22 protein-coding genes, 1 tRNA gene and 1 pseudogene are annotated in these 18252 nt (G+C 65.0%); 20 read left to right on the forward strand and 4 right to left on the reverse strand.

Annotation, left to right across the window (positions count from 1 at the left end; translation table 11 throughout):
* From KAY22_RS13260 to KAY22_RS13300, 9 genes are all read left to right on the forward strand, one after another.
* A partial coding sequence (locus KAY22_RS13260) for a cbb3-type cytochrome c oxidase subunit I (RefSeq protein ID WP_296623932.1) occupies window positions 1–452 on the forward strand: 452 nt, incomplete at its 5' end.
* Between the two features lie 84 nt (window positions 453–536).
* Window positions 537–1445 (forward strand): heme o synthase, encoded by a 909-nt coding sequence (locus KAY22_RS13265; RefSeq protein ID WP_296623933.1) that lies wholly within the window; start codon window positions 537–539, stop codon window positions 1443–1445.
* A complete protein-coding gene (locus tag KAY22_RS13270; RefSeq protein ID WP_296623934.1) occupies window positions 1442–1570 on the forward strand; it encodes a hypothetical protein in 129 nt (42 codons plus the stop codon). The genes KAY22_RS13265 and KAY22_RS13270 overlap by 4 nt, the downstream gene beginning before the upstream one ends.
* Window positions 1567–2133 (forward strand): cytochrome c oxidase assembly protein, encoded by a 567-nt coding sequence (locus KAY22_RS13275; RefSeq protein WP_296623935.1) that lies wholly within the window; start codon window positions 1567–1569, stop codon window positions 2131–2133. The genes KAY22_RS13270 and KAY22_RS13275 overlap by 4 nt, the downstream gene beginning before the upstream one ends.
* Before the next feature lie 33 nt (window positions 2134–2166).
* A complete protein-coding gene (locus KAY22_RS13280; RefSeq protein WP_296623936.1) occupies window positions 2167–3033 on the forward strand; it encodes a cytochrome c oxidase subunit 3 in 867 nt (288 codons plus the stop codon).
* 76 nt (window positions 3034–3109) lie between these two features.
* Window positions 3110–3493, forward strand: a complete 384-nt coding sequence (locus KAY22_RS13285) for a DUF983 domain-containing protein (protein WP_296623937.1) — start codon at window positions 3110–3112, stop codon at window positions 3491–3493.
* Window positions 3493–4116: an SURF1 family protein gene (locus KAY22_RS13290; protein ID WP_296623938.1), complete on the forward strand. Its 624-nt coding sequence runs from the start codon at window positions 3493–3495 to the stop codon at window positions 4114–4116. The genes KAY22_RS13285 and KAY22_RS13290 overlap by 1 nt, the downstream gene beginning before the upstream one ends.
* Window positions 4113–5246 (forward strand): UDP-galactopyranose mutase, encoded by a 1134-nt coding sequence (gene glf / locus KAY22_RS13295; protein ID WP_296623939.1) that lies wholly within the window; start codon window positions 4113–4115, stop codon window positions 5244–5246. The genes KAY22_RS13290 and glf overlap by 4 nt, the downstream gene beginning before the upstream one ends.
* Complete coding sequence (locus KAY22_RS13300) at window positions 5243–6397, forward strand: glycosyltransferase (protein WP_296623940.1); 1155 nt, start codon at window positions 5243–5245, stop codon at window positions 6395–6397. Before glf ends, KAY22_RS13300 begins: the two co-directional genes overlap by 4 nt.
* Before the next feature lie 7 nt (window positions 6398–6404).
* Here the strand turns inward: KAY22_RS13300 and KAY22_RS13305 are convergent.
* Window positions 6405–6494 (reverse strand) — tRNA-Ser (locus KAY22_RS13305).
* A gap of 148 nt (window positions 6495–6642) precedes the next feature.
* On the opposite strand from KAY22_RS13305, the gene hspQ reads away from it, so the two are divergent.
* From hspQ to KAY22_RS13345, 8 genes are all read left to right on the forward strand, one after another.
* Complete coding sequence (gene hspQ, locus KAY22_RS13310) at window positions 6643–7011, forward strand: heat shock protein HspQ (RefSeq protein ID WP_296623949.1); 369 nt, start codon at window positions 6643–6645, stop codon at window positions 7009–7011.
* Between the two features lie 161 nt (window positions 7012–7172).
* A complete protein-coding gene (rplU, locus tag KAY22_RS13315; protein ID WP_296623941.1) occupies window positions 7173–7532 on the forward strand; it encodes a 50S ribosomal protein L21 in 360 nt (119 codons plus the stop codon).
* A gap of 26 nt (window positions 7533–7558) precedes the next feature.
* A complete protein-coding gene (gene rpmA, locus KAY22_RS13320) occupies window positions 7559–7828 on the forward strand; it encodes a 50S ribosomal protein L27 (protein ID WP_165322770.1) in 270 nt (89 codons plus the stop codon).
* Window positions 7829–8002: 174 nt separating this feature from the next.
* Window positions 8003–8575, forward strand: a complete 573-nt coding sequence (locus KAY22_RS13325; RefSeq protein WP_296623942.1) for a GNAT family N-acetyltransferase — start codon at window positions 8003–8005, stop codon at window positions 8573–8575.
* Window positions 8576–8722: 147 nt separating this feature from the next.
* Entirely contained in the window at window positions 8723–9292 is a 570-nt protein-coding gene (locus KAY22_RS13330) for a TetR/AcrR family transcriptional regulator (RefSeq protein ID WP_296623943.1), read from the forward strand.
* A 72-nt stretch (window positions 9293–9364) separates the two neighbouring features.
* Window positions 9365–10402, forward strand: a complete 1038-nt coding sequence (obgE, locus tag KAY22_RS13335) for a GTPase ObgE (RefSeq protein ID WP_296623944.1) — start codon at window positions 9365–9367, stop codon at window positions 10400–10402.
* A 2-nt stretch (window positions 10403–10404) separates the two neighbouring features.
* On the forward strand, window positions 10405–11529 hold the full coding sequence (gene proB / locus KAY22_RS13340; protein ID WP_296623945.1) for a glutamate 5-kinase: 1125 nt from the start codon (window positions 10405–10407) through the stop codon (window positions 11527–11529).
* Window positions 11530–11549: 20 nt separating this feature from the next.
* Window positions 11550–12455: an NAD(P)H-binding protein gene (locus tag KAY22_RS13345; protein ID WP_296623950.1), complete on the forward strand. Its 906-nt coding sequence runs from the start codon at window positions 11550–11552 to the stop codon at window positions 12453–12455.
* 9 nt (window positions 12456–12464) lie between these two features.
* Here the strand turns inward: KAY22_RS13345 and KAY22_RS13350 are convergent, their stop codons facing one another.
* Window positions 12465–13007: a Pycsar system effector family protein gene (locus KAY22_RS13350; RefSeq protein WP_296623946.1), complete on the reverse strand. Its 543-nt coding sequence runs from the start codon at window positions 13005–13007 to the stop codon at window positions 12465–12467.
* 258 nt (window positions 13008–13265) lie between these two features.
* Here KAY22_RS13350 and KAY22_RS13355 point away from each other — a divergent pair, with 258 nt between their 5' ends.
* The 3 genes from KAY22_RS13355 (at window position 13266) to KAY22_RS13365 (ending at window position 16763) form a co-directional block, all read left to right on the forward strand.
* A complete protein-coding gene (locus KAY22_RS13355) occupies window positions 13266–13508 on the forward strand; it encodes an acyl carrier protein (RefSeq protein ID WP_165325042.1) in 243 nt (80 codons plus the stop codon).
* Complete coding sequence (locus KAY22_RS13360; RefSeq protein WP_296623951.1) at window positions 13505–14716, forward strand: aminotransferase class I/II-fold pyridoxal phosphate-dependent enzyme; 1212 nt, start codon at window positions 13505–13507, stop codon at window positions 14714–14716. The genes KAY22_RS13355 and KAY22_RS13360 overlap by 4 nt, the downstream gene beginning before the upstream one ends.
* 61 nt (window positions 14717–14777) lie before the next feature.
* Window positions 14778–16763 carry a response regulator gene (locus tag KAY22_RS13365; RefSeq protein ID WP_296623947.1) on the forward strand — a complete coding sequence of 662 codons (1986 nt, stop codon included), beginning with the start codon at window positions 14778–14780 and terminating at the stop codon, window positions 16761–16763.
* A gap of 22 nt (window positions 16764–16785) precedes the next feature.
* On the opposite strand, the gene KAY22_RS13370 is transcribed toward KAY22_RS13365, so the two are convergent.
* On the reverse strand, window positions 16786–17709 hold the full coding sequence (locus KAY22_RS13370) for a hypothetical protein (RefSeq protein WP_296623948.1): 924 nt from the start codon (window positions 17707–17709) through the stop codon (window positions 16786–16788).
* A gap of 10 nt (window positions 17710–17719) precedes the next feature.
* Window positions 17720–18252 (reverse strand): annotated as a pseudogene (locus KAY22_RS13375) (diacylglycerol kinase); the annotation flags it as partial.

Raw genomic sequence — 18252 nt, forward strand, 5'->3', positions numbered from 1 at the left:
CCTATTATGTGGTCGCGCACTTCCACTATGTGCTGTCGCTGGGCGCGGTCTTCTCGCTCTTCGCCGGCTTCTACTACTGGTTCGGCAAGATGTCGGGCCGCATGTACAACGAGTTCCTGGGTCAGGTTCACTTCTGGCTGTTCTTCATCGGCGTGAACGTGCTGTTCTTCCCGATGCACTTCCTCGGTCTCGACGGCATGCCGCGTCGTATTCCGGACTATCCGGATGCGTATGAGAAGTGGAACTCGCTCGCGACCCACGGCTATGAGATCATGGCCTTCAGCATGATCTTCTTCTTCATCAACGTCTTCTGGTCGCTCTTCGCGGGCAAGAAGGCCGAGGGTAATTATTGGGGTGAAGGTGCGACCACGCTCGAGTGGACGCTGTCGAGCCCGCCGCCCTACCACCAGTTCGAGAAGCTGCCGCAGATCGGGGACGATCACAGCCACTGATCGACGGTGACTTCCTGACGATGAACCGCCGCTTCGACCTCCAGCGTCAGAGCGGCGGTTTCATGTAACGATGATTGAAGAGCGATGGCGAGTAAGGCTTTTTCGATAGACACGACCGCAACGGCCGAGTGGCGCGATTTCCTCGCGCTGACGAAGCCGCGTGTGCTGACCCTCGTGGTCTTCACCGGTCTGTGCGGCCTGCTGGCCGCGCCGCAGGCGATCCATCCCGTGCTCGCTTTCACCGCGGTGCTCTGCATCGCGCTGGGGGCCGGTGCCGCAGGCGCGCTGAACCAGTGGTATGAGGCCGACATCGATGCGATGATGGCACGCACCGCGCGTCGGCCGTTGCCATCGGGACGGATGGATCCCCAGTCCGCCCTTCACTTCGGTGTCGGTCTTGCCTGTTTTTCGGTCCTGCTCATGGGCCTGGCGGTCAATCTGCTGTCTGCGTTGATCCTGCTGGTTTCGATTCTGTTCTATGTGGTCGTCTACACTGTCTGGCTGAAGCGCCGGACGCCGCAGAATATCGTTATCGGCGGGGCGGCCGGGGCTTTCCCCGCACTGATCGGGTGGGCAGCCGCGACGGGGCGGGTCGATACCCTGCCGGTCCTGCTGTTCTTTCTCGTATTTCTGTGGACTCCGCCGCATTTCTGGGCGCTCGCTCTCTTCGTGAACCCCGACTATGCGCGTGCCGGGGTGCCGATGCTGCCGGCGGTCGTCGGACAGCGCATCACGCGACTGCAGATCATGCTCTACACCGTGCCGATGGTCGCCGTCGCGGTCGCCCCCTGGCCGCTTGGCTTGACTGGCGCGATCTATGGCATCGGAGCGTCGTTATTGTCGGCCTTCTTCCTGCTGCTGGCTGTCCGCGTGGGGCTCAGCCGCGAGGCCGATCCCGCGAAGATGAAGGCAGAGCGCCGGTTGTTCGGTTATTCGATCCTTTATCTGTTCGTCGTCTTCGGCCTGATCGTGGCCGACAAGGTGCTGGCATGAGCTTCACCCCTGAGGAACAGAAGGAAATTCAGCGCCGGCAGCGGTCGCGCGCGCTGGTGACGGCCCTCATTCTGGGCGCCATGGTCATTCTCTTCTACGCGATCTCGATCGCGAAGATGCTGTGATCGCGCCCGAAGCCCGGAACAAGCGTGTGGGCGCCATTGCGCTCATGATCGCGCTCGGGATGCTGGCGCTCGGCTATGCGTCTGTGCCGCTCTACCGGATGTTCTGTCAGGCGACCGGCTTCGGCGGTACGACCCAGCGGAGCGAAACGGGCGTTGCGCCCGGTGCGGTGGTGGGCAAGATGATCGACGTCCGTTTCGACGCGAATGTCTCGCCGAGTCTGCCCTGGCAGTTCGGGCCCGAGAAGAAGGTTGCCCGCGTCGCCATCGGTGCGCGCCAGATGGCGTTCTTCACCGCGACGAATCTCAGCGACCGTCCGATCACCGGGACGGCGGCCTTCAACGTGACGCCGGAAATCGCCGGCGCATATTTCACCAAGATCCAGTGCTTCTGCTTCACCCAGCAGACTCTGAAGGCCGGCGAGACGATCCGTATGCCGGTGATCTATTATGTCGACCCCGCCATCCTGACGGACAAGGAAGCCGGGAAACTCAACGAAATCACGCTGTCCTACACCTTCTACCCCGACAAATCCGCTGTGGATTCCGGACGGGTGGGCGGTTAAGGACGTTCCAGCAAAATATCAGGGGCACGGAAAATGGCCGGAGCGAAAAGCCACGATTATCATATCCTTCCGCCTAGCATCTGGCCGTTCTTCGGCTCGATGTCGGCGCTGGTCATGGCGTCGGGCGGGATCATGTGGATGCACAAGGCTGCCTTTGGCGGCTACGTCTTTTTCGCCGGCCTGCTCGGCGTCCTGTTCACCATGTACAGCTGGTGGGCAGATGTCGTCCGCGAGGCGCATGCCGGCGACCACACCCCGGTCGTCCAGCTCCACCTTCGCTACGGCATGATCCTGTTCATCGCTTCGGAGGTGATGTTCTTCGTCGGCTGGTTCTGGGCCTGGTTCGACTTCTCGCTCTTCCCGGTCGCGCTCGAATATAATGAGGGCGTCACCTCGATCATCGCCGGTCCGAACAGCGTCACCCAGGCGGCCGGCGTGTGGCCGCCCAAGGGGCTCGAGGTCATCGACGCGTTCCACCTGCCGCTGCTCAACACGCTGCTGCTGCTCTGCTCGGGCACCACGGTGACCTGGGCGCATCACGCTCTGCTGCACGGTGACCGCGACGGTCTCAAGAAGGGCCTGTGGCTGACGATCATCCTCGGCCTCGTGTTCAGCTCGGTGCAGGCCTATGAGTACATGCACGCGCCGTTCGTCTTCAAAGGCCTGAACTACAGCGCCGCTTTCTTCATGGCGACCGGCTTCCACGGCTTCCACGTGCTCATCGGCACGATCTTCCTGATCGTATGCCTTGTCCGCGCCTATAAGGGGCATTTCACCCCGCAGCAGCATTTCGGTTTCGAAGCGGCTGCCTGGTACTGGCACTTCGTCGACGTCGTGTGGCTGTTCCTCTTCATCGTCGTCTATGTGTGGGGCGGCTGGGGCGCGCCGGTCCACGGCTGATCCGACGCTTGTCGAACGAGGGGCGCGGCGGCGGGGCAACCTGTCGCCGCGCCCTTTTTTTTTGCGGGGTAGCCCAATGACCGAGTCATCCGAACCCGAGGCACCTCCGCCGGCCGAAGCCGCCCTGCGCGGCCTCTGTCCGCGGTGCGGCGGTCCTGGTCTATTCTCGGGAATGCTGCGCTTCTCCGATCGCTGTGCGCGATGCGGTCTCGATTATGGCTCGTTCAACGTCGGTGATGGCGCTGCCGCCTTCCTGATCCTGATCGTGGGCGCCGTGGTCAGCCTGCTCGCCATTCTCGTCGAACTGCGATGGGAGCCGCCTTTGGTGGTCCATCTGATCCTGTGGCTTCCGTTGACGCTGGGCCTGACAGTGGTGCTGTTGCGCTTCGCCAAAGGCCTCCTGCTCGCGCTCGAATTTCGCAACGCTGCCCGCGAGGGGCGCATCGTGAAGGGCGACTGATGCGCAGATTTCCGATCCTGCCGACTCTCGTGGTCCTGCTCGCGGTCGGTGCGATGATCGGCCTCGGGCTGTGGCAATTACAGCGAGCGCAGTGGAAGGAGGCGCTGCTCGCCCGATACAGGGCTGCTGCCACCGCGCCACCGCTTGCGGGTCTCCCGGCCGGACCATTCCCCGATTCGCTGGGTTTCCGCAAAGCGTCGCTCCACTGTGTCGTAGCTGGCGCTCCCATCCATCTCGGCGGGCAGGGCCCGAATGGCGCTGCGGGGTTCCGCTCCATCCTGCCCTGCCGCCTGGCGGATGGCAGGGAGATGCTGGCCGACATAGGATGGCAACGAGTCGGCAGCGCGCTCGCCGTTCCGGCGTCGGGCGCGAGGCTGTCGTCAGCCGGCGTGCTGGTTCCCGACGACGTACTCGCACAGCGCTTCGCCGACCGACCGGTCAAGCCGATGCCCTGGCTCATCGTCCTCGAGACGCCGCAGCCCGGCTTTGCGCCGAGCAAGCCGCCTGCGATCGACACGATCCCGAACAATCACCGCGGCTATGCGGTGCAATGGTTCCTCTTTGCTGCCGTGGCGCTGGCCATTTACGGGATCGCGATCAGGAGGCGGTGGCTAGAGCGGTGATACGACACGTACCCCAGGCGGAGATCCTCGACCGGCGATGGGACGTGCTCGTCGTCGGGTCAGGCTTCGCCGGCGCGGTGATGGCAGAGCGCTTTGCTGCCGACGCCGGGCTGAGCGTTCTGGTCATCGACCGGCGTGACCATGTCGGCGGCAATGCCTATGATGAGCGCGATGCTGCGGGGATATTGGTCCATCGCTATGGCCCGCACATCTTCCATACCAACAGCCGTGAGGTGTTCGACTATCTCTCGGCGTTCACCGACTGGCGCCCCTATGAACATCGCGTGCTGGCCGAGGTCGATGGCCGCTGCCTGCCGTTCCCGATCAACCGGACGACGCTGAACCTTCTCGAAGGCCTGTCGCTTACGTCCGATGAGGAGACGGAGGCCTATCTCCAGGCCATTGCCGAGCTGGTGGCGCCGGTGCGGACGTCGGAAGACGTCGTGGTCGGGCGGGTGGGGCGTGCACTCTACGAGCGCTTCTTCCGCGGCTATACGCGCAAGCAATGGGGGCTCGACCCATCGGAACTCGACGCTTCGGTCACCGCGCGTGTCCCCGTGCGGCCCAACGCTGACGATCGCTATTTTACCGACAGCTTCCAGGCGATGCCGGCCGATGGCTATACGGCCCTGTTCGAGCGGCTTCTCGATCATCCGAACATTACGGTGTCGACGGGTGTCGACTTCTTCCGCGTCAGGAGCGCGCTCGACTTCGATCGCCTCGTCTATACTGGCCCGATCGACGATTATTTCGATCGCTGCCACGGGCCATTGCCTTACCGCTCGCTGCGTTTCCGGCACGAGACGCTGCCGGTCGAGCGCTTCCAGGCGGCGGCGGTGGTCAACTATCCCGATGAGGCCGTCCCCCATACCCGGATCACCGAGTATAAATATCTGACCGGGCAGCAGTCGCCCTGCACGAGTATCAGCTACGAATATCCGTCAGCCGAGGGCGATCCCTATTATCCGGTGCCCCGTCCCGAGAATCAGGCGCGCTTCCGCGCCTATCAGGCGCTGGCCGATGCCTTGCCGGATGTGATGTTCGTCGGTCGGCTGGCGACCTATCGCTATTACAACATGGATCAGGTGGTGGCGCAGGCCCTCGCTACCTATCGCCGCGCGCGCCGGTGACCTCGGCCAGAGAGCGCCTGCGCCGGTCGGTCGGTGGCTTCGTGGCCTCGGCCGGTGCCGGATTCGCCCGGCCTGCGACCCGCATGCTGCTGCTCAGCGACGGACGCGAATATACCAGCGAACAGCAGTTCGCGCCGATCTGGCGGCACCGCAACCGCCTGCGTCGTGACCTGGGTCTCGCGATCGACTGGGGGCCACTCGACGGGCAGGACGACGCGGGTTGGCATGGCCTGTCCGGCTATGACCTGATCGGACTGAAGCTCTCCTTCCGGCGTTCTGCCTCCGAGGCGATGGACATTGTCCGAAGGGTTCGGGAAACCCTTGGTCAGGGATCCGCGACCCGGCTCGTCTATTTCGACGGCGATGACGACAGCGCTGTGCTGTGGCCCGAACTGGTCGAACTGACAGACCTCTACGTGAAGAAGCATCTCTTCACCGACCCGGCCGACTACCGGCGCGCCTTCATCGGCAAAAGCAATCTGACCGACCATGCGGCGCGAGTCGCTGGCCGGTCCTTCGCCGACGACATCATCCCCATCGGACAGCCAGAGCCGGTCCTGACACCTGCTAAGCTCTACCTCGGCTGGAACATCGCTCTGGATGACAAGATCGCCAGGCTGCCCACGGTCGCGCCTACCACGCCCCGCTCCATCGACATCTGCGGACGGGTCCATGTCTCCCCCGATAGCTGGCTGGGTGATCTGCGCGCACCAGCGATCGCAGCGCTCGAATCGCTCGCGGGGCGATGGCGGGTGGCGGTGCCGCGCGCGCGCGTTTCACAGGCCGCTTATGACGCCGAACTTCGCGCGGCTCGGATCTGCGTCAGCCCCTTCGGCTATGGCGAACTGTGCTGGCGCGATTTCGAGGCGATCCAGGCGGGCTGCCTGCTGGTGAAGCCTGACGTCGGCCATATCCGTACCGCGCCCGATCTGTTCGAAGCCGGTGTCACCTATGCACCGGTGCGCTGGGACTATGCCGATCTGGAGGGCGTTTGTGCGCGCTACCTGTCCGACGAGGGAGCGCGGATCGCGATCGTTGAGGAAGGGCAACGCCGGTTGCGCGAATCGCTCGGTCCGGGCTGGTTTGTCGAACGGATGCGCGTGCTTCTCGCTGCGCTTGAAAAAGCCGCCGACGAAATAGCCAAGGAATAAGAGAATATGGCGGAGAGGGTGGGATTCGAACCCACGGTACGGTTGCCCGCACAACGGTTTTCGAGACCGCCCCGATCGACCACTCCGGCACCTCTCCGCAGAGGTGGAACGAACGGGCCGTGAAGCCGTCCGCCAGTCGACAGGGGCGGGCCATTAGCCCAGAGTTTCGCGCTTGCCAAGCGCCTGCTTGCATGTGGAGGAGACTTCCCTACATTATTCCTGTGATTGAGAAGACCATTTCCACCATGCCGGCCCCCGGCCCGCTTCCCCAGGGAATCAACCCGCCGCCTGTGGCGCACGCCCGTTTTTCGATCGGCGACGTGGTGCGGCACCGGCTGTTCGAGTTCCGCGGAGTCGTGTTCGATGTCGACCCGGTGTTTGCCAACACCGACGAATGGTACGAATCGATTCCCGCCGACATGCGGCCGGCCAAGGATCAGCCATTCTACCATCTGTTCGCCGAGAACAGCGACAGCAGTTACATAGCCTATGTCAGTCAGCAGAATCTGATGCGTGACGACAGCGACGAACTGGTCGACCATCCAGCGATCTCAGGGCTGTTCGAGGGTTTCTCGGAAGGTCGCTATCAGCTCCGCCGCCAGCACCGGCATTGATTCGCGGCGGTCGGGCCAAGACCCTTCGGGGTTTTTGCCGGAGAGTCGCATAAAGGTTGACTTTCCGACCTCCCACCTCTAGCGAGCCGCTTTCCTGTGCGGGGTGATGGCCTGGTGTCTTCGCGTTCGCGCTAACAGCTTTTGAAGAAGTGATGAGGGCCATGTTCGCTATCGTGCGCACGGGCGGCAAGCAGTATCGCGTTGCCGCGGGAGACAAGATCGTCGTGGAGAAGATTCCGGGTGACGCGGGTTCGACCGTGTCGCTGGACGACGTTCTTCTCGCGGGTGAGGGTGCTGAGCTGAAGGACGTGAAGGGCCTCAGCGTTTCGGCGGAAATCATTGCGCAGGCGAAGGGCGAGAAGGTCATCGTCTTCAAGAAGCGCCGCCGTCACAACTATCGTCGCCGCAACGGCCATCGCCAGCAGCACACGATCCTCAAGATCCTCTCGGTCGGTGGCGAAGCCCCGGCGAAGAAGGCTTCCAAGGCAAAGGCCGACGCTCCGGCCGCCGCCGAAGCCTGATCGAAGAGCCAACGGAGTAGTTTGAGATGGCACATAAGAAAGCAGGCGGCTCTTCGCGCAACGGTCGTGATTCGGCCGGCCGTCGCCTCGGCGTGAAGAAGTTCGGTGGCGAAACCGTCATCGGCGGCAACATCATCGTCCGCCAGCGCGGCACGAAGGTCTATCCGGGCCGCAACGTCGGCATCGGCAAGGATCACACGCTGTTCGCGCTCGCCGAAGGCCGCGTCGAATTCCACAGCGGCAAGCTTGGCCGCAAATATGTCAGCGTCGCGGCGTTCGCCGAGGCGGCTGAATAAACGGATGATCCGTCGAGGGTCGTCCGGAGAGGCGACCCGAGGGTCCGGCACGCCGGACCGATGAGGGAGAGGGTCGCACCTCTCCCTTTTTATTTTCTCCCTCAGAAAACTGTCGCCCCGCTGTAACCTTTTGGGTTCAAAGGCGTTTCCGGGGCAGCGATAAGGGAGAATGAAATGTTCGCTCGTACCCCGCGGCTGTTGCTGCGTCCTGGTTGGAGAGAGGATGCCCCGGCTTTGGCGGCGGCGATCGGCGACTTCGCCATCGTATCGAGGCTGGCGCGCGCGCCTTGGCCCTATACGCTGGCCGATGCCGAGGCCTTTCTGGCGGCCGATCATGGCTCGCTCCCCAATTTCCTTATTTTTGCGCGCACTCTGGGCGCTCCCCGTCTTGTCGGTGGGATTGCCTTGGACGCGACCGAGGAGGGCGTGGAACTCGGCTACTGGATCGCTCGCTCCTATTGGGGGCTGGGTTTCGCGACCGAGGCCGGCCGTGCGATGATGGACATCGCCGACAACGGTCTCCGCCTGCCGACGCTGCGCGCAGGTCATTTCGCCGACAACGCAGCATCGGGCCGCGTGCTCACGAAGCTGGGTTTCCAGCCTACCGGCACGTTGAGCACCCGCATGTGTCGCGCCCGCGATATGGTGGTGAACTGCGTCGAATTCGAACGGCGCGCTTTTGCCACGACCAGCAGCGATGAGGATGCGAGCATCGGCTATGATCGTGAGGCCGCTCTGGCAGCCTGAGCTGATTTTTGGCCGGGCGCCAAAGCCTTGCTTGATTCCATGACAGAAAATGCTGGGCGAGCCCGGCCGCCGCTATGCTAGGGCGACGATAGCGGCGGTCTGCTTGTTGGCCGCTTCTCGCCGGGACGGCCTAAGGGGGAGCCGACGATGCCACACACCCGTCTGCGTCTCTCCACCGAGGAGATGCGGTTCCGCGCTATCGACGCTGCGCGCACCATTTTGATCGAGGAAGGTCCGCAAGCCGTCACGCTGATGGCGGTTGCCAAGCGCATCAACCGTACCCACGCCAATGTGCTGCACCATTTCGGATCGGCCGGCGAACTGCGCCGCGCGATGGCCGAGATGGTGGTGAGTCGCGCGGTGGCGGAGATCGAGCAGAAAGTCATCGAGGCGCGGCGTAACGAGAGCGATCTGCGCGAAGTCGTCGACATCACTTTCGACATCTTCGAGAAGCAGGGCCTCGCCGCTCTCGTATCCTGGATGGTCGTTACGGGAGAGCGCGAAGGGCTGGTGCCGATCCTCGAGGCGGTTCACACCGTGGTCGAGGAACTCGGCGAATATCGCGGTGCGCCTTTGCGGCAGATCACGCACATATTGGTGCTCACGGCTCTCGGCGAGGGCCTGCTCGGCGAATCGATCGCCGAAGCGCTCGACCTGCCGCGCGATTCGGCACGCCAGACGCTGGCACATCAACTGCGCGTGATGCGCGGCTGGTAACACCCTCATCTATTCGTGTGGTTGCGCGTGCCGACGGGTTCTTTTCGCCGCCAATTGGTATAAAGGCGCGCGATGCATTTTCTGGATCAAGCAAAGATTTTCATTCGCTCGGGATCGGGCGGGCCTGGAGCTGTCAGTTTCCGGCGCGAAAAATATATCGAATATGGCGGCCCCGACGGCGGCCATGGCGGCAAGGGTGGCGATATCATCTTCGAAGCGGTCGCTGGCCTCAACACGCTGATCGACTTCCGCTACACGCAGCATTTCAAGGCGCAGCGCGGGCATGGCGGCGCCGGCTCAAATCGCACCGGCGCCGGCGGCAATGATCTGGTGATCCGGGTGCCGGTGGGAACGCAGATATTGTCCGAGGACAAGTCCGAGGTTCTCGCCGACTTCATCGTTGCCGGACAGCGCGAGGTTTTCCTGCGCGGAGGCGACGGCGGCCGCGGCAATGCCAGCTACAAGACCTCGACCAACCGCGCGCCGCGTCAGCATGGCAGAGGGTGGCCGGGCGAGGAGATGTGGGTCTGGCTGCGGCTGAAGCTGCTCGCCGATTGTGGCCTCGTCGGGCTGCCCAATGCCGGCAAGTCGACCTTCATCAACGCCGTTTCCAACGCCAAGGCGAAGGTCGGCGACTATCCCTTCACGACGATCCGTCCGCAACTGGGCGTCGCCAGCCACAAGGGCCGCGAATTCGTCGTCGCCGACATTCCAGGTCTGATCGAGGGCGCGGCCGACGGTGCCGGCATCGGTGATCGCTTCCTGGGGCATATCGAGCGGTGCAGGGTGCTGCTGCATCTCGTCGATGCGAGTGGGGATGACCCGGTCGACGCCTATGAGATCGTGCGCGGCGAACTCGACGCCTATGGCGCGGGTCTGGCCGACAAGCCACAGGTGCTTGCACTCAACAAGATCGACGCGGTCGAGCCCAAGCTGCTCGACAAACTCGCCAAGAAGCTGGCGAAGAAGAGCGGCGCCGAGGTGATGCTGTTGTCGGGGGCTAGCGGCGAAGGCCTGCCCGCAGTGCTCGACCAGATCATCGAGATTCTCGGTCCGGCGCCCGAGACGACCGCCGCCAATGAGAATGACGAGCCCTGGTCACCGATCTGACGATGTCCGCCAGCCACTTCGCTCCCGCCGCCTGCTCCCGACTGATCGTCAAGATCGGTTCGGCATTGCTCGTCGATCCCGACGGCAAGGTCCGGCGGGACTGGTTGGAGGGCGTCGTGGCCGATCTCGCGGTCCGGCACCGCGCGGGGCAGCAGATCGCCGTGGTGTCCTCGGGCGCGATCGCGCTGGGCGCCCGTCGTTTAGGTCTGGCCAAGGGCGGACGCGCCAGCCTCGAGGATGCGCAGGCAGCGGCTGCGACCGGCCAGATCGCGCTCTCGCATTGCTGGGCCGAATTGCTCCATGAGCAGGGGCTGACGGCGGCGCAGATGCTGGTGACGCTCGACGATCTGGAGGATCGTCGCCGCTATCTCAACGCGGCTTCCACGCTCGATCGCCTGCTGAGCCTCGGCGTCGTGCCGGTGATCAACGAGAATGACTCGGTCGCGACCGAGGAAATTCGCTTCGGCGACAATGATCGCCTGGCTGCCCGCATCGGACAGGCAGCGGGCGCCGGCGGGGTGATCCTGCTGTCCGACATCGACGGTCTCTACACTGCCAATCCCCATCGCGATCCGACTGCCCGACTCGTGCCGGAAGTCGCACGGATCGACTCGCGCATCCGTGCCATGGCCGATGGCGGCTCGGCGTCCGGCATGGGGTCGGGCGGCATGATCTCGAAGCTGGAGGCCGCGCGAATCGCGCAGCGGTCGGGCGCGCATCTAGCGATCATCTCCGGCAAGCGCGACCATCCTCTGGCGGCTTATGAGGCCGATGGACGCGGGACGGTCTTTCTCGGCAGCCGCGTCGGCAGTGCGCGCAAGGCATGGCTGGCAGGGCGGCTGACGGCCAAGGGCCGGGTCATGGTCGATGCCGGAGCGGCGGCGGCGCTGCTGGAAGGACGCAGCCTGCTGGCGGCGGGCGCGACGGGCGTGCAGGGACGCTTCTCGCGCGGCGACGTCGTCGACATTTGCGGTCCGGAGGGGGAAGCCTTCGCGCGCGGCCTTGCCGAATATGACGCGGACGATGCGGCGAAAATCGTCGGTCGCCGACGCGATGCGCTGGAAGAAGTGCTCGGTTACGCTCCACGCTCGGCACTCGTCCACCGCGACCATATGGTGCTCCTATGATCGTCGCGGTCACCGCTCCTATGATCGTCGCGGTCACGGGCGGCACAGGTTTCCTGGGCGGGCATGTGTTGCGCCTCGCGGCCGAAGCAGGCCATGAGGTGCGCGCGCTGACCCGCCGGGCGCAACTGCCGCACTCTAATGTCCAGTGGCTCCGCGGGACGCTCGAGGATCATGTCGCGCTCGGCGAACTGGTCGATGGCGTCGATGCGGTCATCCATGTCGCGGGCGTGGTCAACGCGCCGACCCTGGCGGGCTTCGTCGAGGGTAATGTCACCGGCACCGCCTCGCTTGTCACCGCCACCGAAGCCGCCGGCGTGCGCCGCTTCGTTCATGTCTCGTCGCTCTCCGCGCGCGAGCCGGACCTGTCCGATTATGGCTGGTCGAAGCGCGCCTCCGAGGCGATGGTGGTCCAATCCTCGCTAGACTGGACGATCGTGCGCCCGCCGGCGATCTACGGCGCGGGCGACCGCGAGATGCTGGAACTGTTCCGCATCGCCGCGCGCCGCGGGATACTGCCGCTGCCGCCCAAGGGGCGTCTGTCGCTGATCGAAGCGGGTGACCTGGCGCGGCTTCTGGTCGCGCTCGTCGATGCGCCCGAAAGCCACGCGCAGATCTACGAGCCGGACGATGGTGTGTCCGAGGGATATTCGCACAAGGAATTTGGCCGGATGATCGGTGCGGCCGTCGGCCGGCCGAGGCTCCTGACGCTATCCACGCCCAAGCCGCTGCTGCAATTGGCCGCTTTCGTCGAGCGGCAACGGCTGGGCGACAAGGCGAAGCTGACCGGCGATCGCGTCCGCTATTTCTGTCACCCGGACTGGGTGGTGCGGACCCGTCCGCCGGCATCGATCTGGCGGCCGGAGGTGGCGGCCCAGCAAGGGCTCGATGCGACCGCTGCCTGGTATCGCGCGCAGGGGTGGCTCTGACGGCTGCGCTCAGCCGAAATCGACTGCCAATTGGCCCATGAAGGCGATGAAGCTGAGGATCAGCCCGCCCAGCATCACGCGATAGGCATAGCCGAGCAGCCGGTACTTCTTGCGGGCGAGAACGCGGCCATTCTGGTAGATGTCATGGGCGAAGGCGGCGTAAACGGCGTCGCTGTCGGTGACCGTGTCCAGCACGAACTGGACGAACTCGTCTTCCCGGATCTGCGTGAAGGAGCCGAAGAACAGCATGTTCGCGGGGCCGTCGGCACGGGGCGGGACCTTGGTCGAGGGCAGCACCGCCATCACCGCCAGCAGAGCCGAGAGAAAGGCCGCCGCGCCCAGTATCATCAGCGCGACGGGCGCCTGGCCGCCGGCCTTGATCTGCCCGACCGTGATCGTGAAGATGACGAAGGTGGCGCCCATCAGCATGTTGGCCTTCTGGTCGGCCATCTGGCTCAGCTGATACTGGATCTGCTGGGCGGTGCGCAGGAGATGGACCGCATCGGGCGCGAACTGACCGCGCGGCGGCGCTCTTGTTTCGTCGGCTGCCATGTGTCCCTCTGAAGTGCGCGCCGGTAATGGCACGGCCTGGTGGGGCGGCAAAGAGACAATTGCGTGACGGAGGTCGGGAAAGTCGGCTCCCGCCTCCGCTCTGCCGCGAAGCCGCCGCAATCGCTTGGCAAGCGCGGCTCTGTCATCCTAGAGCGGAAGAAACGGGCGATGCCGGTTCCGCGCTCGCGGATCGCTATTTCGCCGCGTGAGGCGATCGGTCCCAAATGGACGGTCGCGCAATCGCACTGAGGAACGATGATGAGCAGCAGAGACGATACCTTCACCCGCGTGGCCGAGCAGATCGAGCCCTTCAACAAGAAGGGGATCGACCTGACCGACGCGACCAGCTTCGCAGGCGATCTCGAATGGGACAGCCTGACGGTGATGGACTTCGTCGCCGCCGTCGAGGACGAGTTCGACATCATCATCACGATGAACATGCAGGCCGAGATCGAGACTGTCGGACAGCTCGTCGATGCCGTCATGAAGCTGCGGGGCTGACCTTGGCGACCGATCTCTTCTCGAAGTTCGACCCGCTCATCGCCGAGCGGGAGGCGCTGCTCGCGACCGGCGTGCGCGATCCCTATGCGATCGTCATGGAAAAGGTGCTGTCGCCGACCGAGGCGCTGATCAACGGCAAGAAGACCATCTTGCTGGGCACCTACAACTATATGGGCATGACGTTCGACCCCGATGTCATCGCCGCCGGCAAGGCCGCGCTCGACGCCTATGGCGCGGGCACGACCGGCAGCCGGGTGCTCAACGGCACCTATCAGGGCCACAAGGAGTGCGAAGACGCGCTCAAGGAATTCTACGGCACCAAGCACGCGATCGTCTTCTCGACCGGGTACCAGGCCAATCTGGGCATGATCTCGACGCTGGCGGGCAAGGGCGATTACATCATCCTCGATGCCGACAGCCACGCGTCCATCTATGACGGCTGCTGGCTGGGCGACGCCGAGATCGTCCGCTTCCGCCACAATTCGGTCGAGGATCTCGACAAGCGGCTTGGCCGCCTGCCGGCCGAGGCGGGCAAGCTGGTCGTTCTCGAGGGCGTCTATTCGATGATGGGCGACATCGCGCCGCTGCCCGAGATGGTGGCGGTCGCGAAGAAGCACGGCGCGATGATCCTGTGCGACGAGGCCCATGGTATGGGCTTCTTCGGCGAACATGGCCGCGGCGTGTTCGAGGAAGCGGGCGTTGCCGACGACATCGACTTCGTCGTGGGCACCTTCTCCAAGTCGGTCGGCACGGTCGGCGGTTTCTGCGTCTCGAACCATCCGAAGTTCGAAGTTCTGCGCCTCGTCTGCCGCCCCTATGTCTTCACCGCCTCGCTGCCGCCGTCGGTGGTCGCGACCGCTGCCACCTCGATCCGCAAGCTCATGCATGCGGGCGAGAAGCGCGCCCATCTGTGGAAGAATTCGCGCCGCCTGCACCAGGGGCTGCGCGACATGGGCTACAAGCTCGGCACCGAGACCGCCCAGTCGGCAATCATCGCGGTGATCCTGACCGACATGGCCCAGGCCGTCGCGCTGTGGCAGGGGCTTCTCGAAGCAGGCCTCTACGTCAACACGGCACGTCCTCCGGCGACGCCTGCGGGCACCTTCCTGCTGCGCTGTTCGCTCTGTGCCGAGCATAGCGACGAGCAGGTCGATCAGATCCTGGCGATGTTCGAAAGTGCGGGCCGGGCGATCGGCGTCATAGCCTGACCGACGCGGGACGGACCGGGATGGGCTATCCCGGTCGCTTCGGGTGCGATACAAGACCGTCATGACCTTCAACGCTTCCGTTGCGTGGGTACGGAACCTGTCGCAAGGCACGCGGCGATCGATCGCGGCGGCCCTGCTGGTCGTGGTGGCGATCGGCCTGCTGATTGCGGTCGTGACCATGGTCGCGCGGTCGAACGACGCCCGCGACGCGGCGTTGCGGCGGGAACAGCACAGCTACGACATCATGGTCCTCACGCGATCGCTCGATGCGTCGATGGCGCGGTCCGAAGCGGCGCTGGCCCGCTATGTCGTCAGTAGCGATCGCAAGGTCGGTACGATCTTCTACGACGAATGGCGCCGGGCGATGAGCCAGCTGCGCCAGCTCGACCGGCTGACCTCCGGCCAGCCTGGTCAGCAGCGCCTCGTCCGAAAACTGGAGGCGCTTGCCGCCGACCGCGAAAAGGAACTCGCCGCTGCAGCCTCCTTCGCCAATGTCGGCAAGGGCTGGTACGCGATCGGCATGTTCAGCAAGGCGGGCGAGTCTTCCAACGTCCGCGCCATTTCCGAGACGCTCGAACAGATCGCCGCGCGTGAGCGCGAGCGACTTGGGCAGCGATCCGAAGCAACGCTGTTCTCCGCCGAGCGGGCCAACTGGTTCGCTACCCTCCTGTCCGTCCTCGGGCTGTCGTTGATGGGGCTGGCCATCCTGCTGGGCTGGCTTGCGGCTGCAGCGGTGGCCCAGCGTGCGCATGCGGCCGAGGCTATGGAAGTCGAGGCGGACCGCGCAGCGCAACTGGAGGCCGCCGTTGCCGAGCGGACCCAGGAATTGAGCGAAGCCAATCGCCGCCTGCTCGCGGAAAGCGAGACCCGCGCTCGGGCCGAAGCGCAGCTGGCGCAGGCGCAGAAAATGGAGGCGGTCGGCCAGCTGACCGGCGGCATTGCGCACGACTTCAACAACATGCTTTCGGTGGTGGTGGGCGGCCTCGATCTCGCCCGAAGGAAACTGACGAAGCAGCCGGCCGAGGCGGGCATGTACATCGATGGCGCACTCGAAGGTGCGGACCGGGCGGCGGCGCTGACCCGCCGGCTGCTGTCCTTCGCGCGCGCCGAGCCGCTACTGCCCGACGCGGTCCAGCCGGCGAAGCTGGTGTCCGGCATGAAGGTGCTGCTCGACCGCACTTTGGGTGAGCGCATCATCGTCGAGGTCCATCCGACCCGGGCGGCCTGGCCGATCTGGGCAGACGCACACCAGCTGGAAAATGCGATTCTCAATCTTGCGGTCAATGCCCGCGATGCGATGGAGGGGGCTGGCCGCCTCGACATCATGGTCGAGGATGTCACGCTTGATGCGCCGACGAGCGGCGGGCTCAAGCCGGGCGATTATGTAAGGATCAGCGTCGCCGATACCGGGTGCGGCATGTCGCAGCAGGTGATGGAACGCGCTTTCGAACCCTTCTTCACGACCAAGCCGGTTGGCAAGGGTACGGGGCTCGGGCTCAGCCAGATCTTCGGTTTCGTTCGCCAGTCGATGGGCGACGTCCGCATCGCGTCCGAATTGGGCAAGGGAACGACCATCTCGCTGCTCCTGCCGCGCCATCATGGCGTGGCGGCGCAGCGCAGCGCCATGGATCTGACCGTCGCCGCTCGGCCCGATACCGGTGCACTCGACATCTTGCTGGTCGAGGACGATCCCCGCGTCCAGGCGTCCACCCGGGCGGGCCTTGCCGAACTCGGCCATGCCGTGCGCGCCTGTAGCTCGGGCGAGGAGGCCCTCGCCATATTGGCCGAGCGACAGAGCTTCGATCTCGTGCTGACCGATGTGATGATGCCCGGCATGACAGGGCCCGAGTTGATCGCGACGATCAGCCGCGACTATCCGGGAATCTCGGTGCTGTTCGTCACCGGCTATGTCGGTGAAGCCGGGCAGACCGAAGATTTTGCGGACCATGAGGTCCTGCGCAAGCCCTTCACCATATCCGCACTGGGACATGCGATCGGGCGGGCAATGGGCCGACACACGGGCCGGACGGCGTCGCAGGCGGCCTGAACGGCCGCGCGCGCTCGCAGATTCAGCGCACTGCGCCGCGCAGGACGAGGCGAGGGAGCAGCGCGAGCGCGCCCAATATCGGCCAGCGCCGCTGCCACGGCTTTATCTCGATCGCCGCGCCCGCATGGCGGTTTATCTTCCAGGCGAGATAATCGATGCCGCCAGCATAGGTGGTGCTGGCTTTGGCGAGCCGGAGCAAGGTGAGCGCCTTGCCTTCGCGTCGGCGCCGGCGCCAGGCTGCCTCCGCTGCCTTGCGTTCGGTGGAGGCGATGGTCGCGGCGAAGTTGACGATGCCGCCCTCGATCGTGGCGCCAAGTCCTGCCGTGGCAAGGGCCGGGGCGGTGAAGCGCGCATAGCGATCGGGATCTGCACCGACGACCGACGAGGCCCGGCCCTTGCGCTCGGCGCGGAGTTCGGCCCCATAGGTGAGAGCGAAGGCGCCTTCCCACAGCTCCGCGACACCGAGGCGGTCGGCCAGCAGGGGGCGGGCCGCCGACAGCAGAGCAGGCGCCGCACCGGCGATCGCCAATGCGGCGTGCGTTGTAGCCCCCTGATCGGCTGCCCATACGAGGCGCGAGGGCTGGGCGAAGCGGGCCCAGACCGACACGTTCCGGGTGGCAGAGGACGCGAGGCGGACGAAGTCATCCTCGCTCAGCACCGCATATTTGGCGATCAGGCCGTCATGTTCGAACGGAAAGACGTTGGGCGGGACATGGCGGTTGGCGAAGGCGAGCCAGCCAGGACCATAGGCCGCGCGATAGTCCGACACGATCAGGTAGAAGTCGAGCATCAGCCCGTCGACATTGGCTTCCCGCAGGCAGGATCCATAGAACAGCACCGACCGGGCGGCATCGGGATAGCGTGCGGCAAGCGCCGCCGCCATGGCCGTGACCCGAGGATCGACAGGCTCGGCGAGCTCCGTCGCGACCAGCGTTTCGAGCGGCATAAGGCTGGTATCAGGCGGCCAGGCGCAGGAAGGGGACCGGCGGGGTCGTCTTGAGAACGATCGGCTTGCCCGCATCGGCCTGGAAGATTTCGCCGTCGAGGATCACGCTCGAGCGCTCGCCTTCGATCTGGATCTCGTCGCCATATTCGAAATGGACGCCGTCCATCCTGTCGCGCCCGACGCGGCCGAAGATGCCTGCGAACAGGGCGCGGAGCAGCGGCAGCGGACGCTGCTCGACGACCATCAGCTGCAGCGCGCCCGATGCGGCGCTGCCGCCGGTGCTGCTGCCGAGCAGCAGCTTGTGCAGGGTGGTGACGATCAGCAGCGAGAAACGCCCCTGGATCTGCCCGGCACGCATCATCGACACCTTCAGCGGGCGCGCGGCCGGCGGCAGGAAGGCGGTACGGATGCCCAGGATCAGCGTGACCAGCACCGCGATCGCGGTCAGGAAGTGGCTGATCCCGTTCGGCAGGCCGAGCGGGTAGATCTTGTTGCGGCAGTAAAGGATCGTGTCGGCCAGCCCGGCGCCACCCAGGAACATGC

This window comes from Rhizorhabdus sp. (genome assembly GCF_018006725.1).
Classification (GTDB): Bacteria; Pseudomonadota; Alphaproteobacteria; order Sphingomonadales; family Sphingomonadaceae; genus Rhizorhabdus.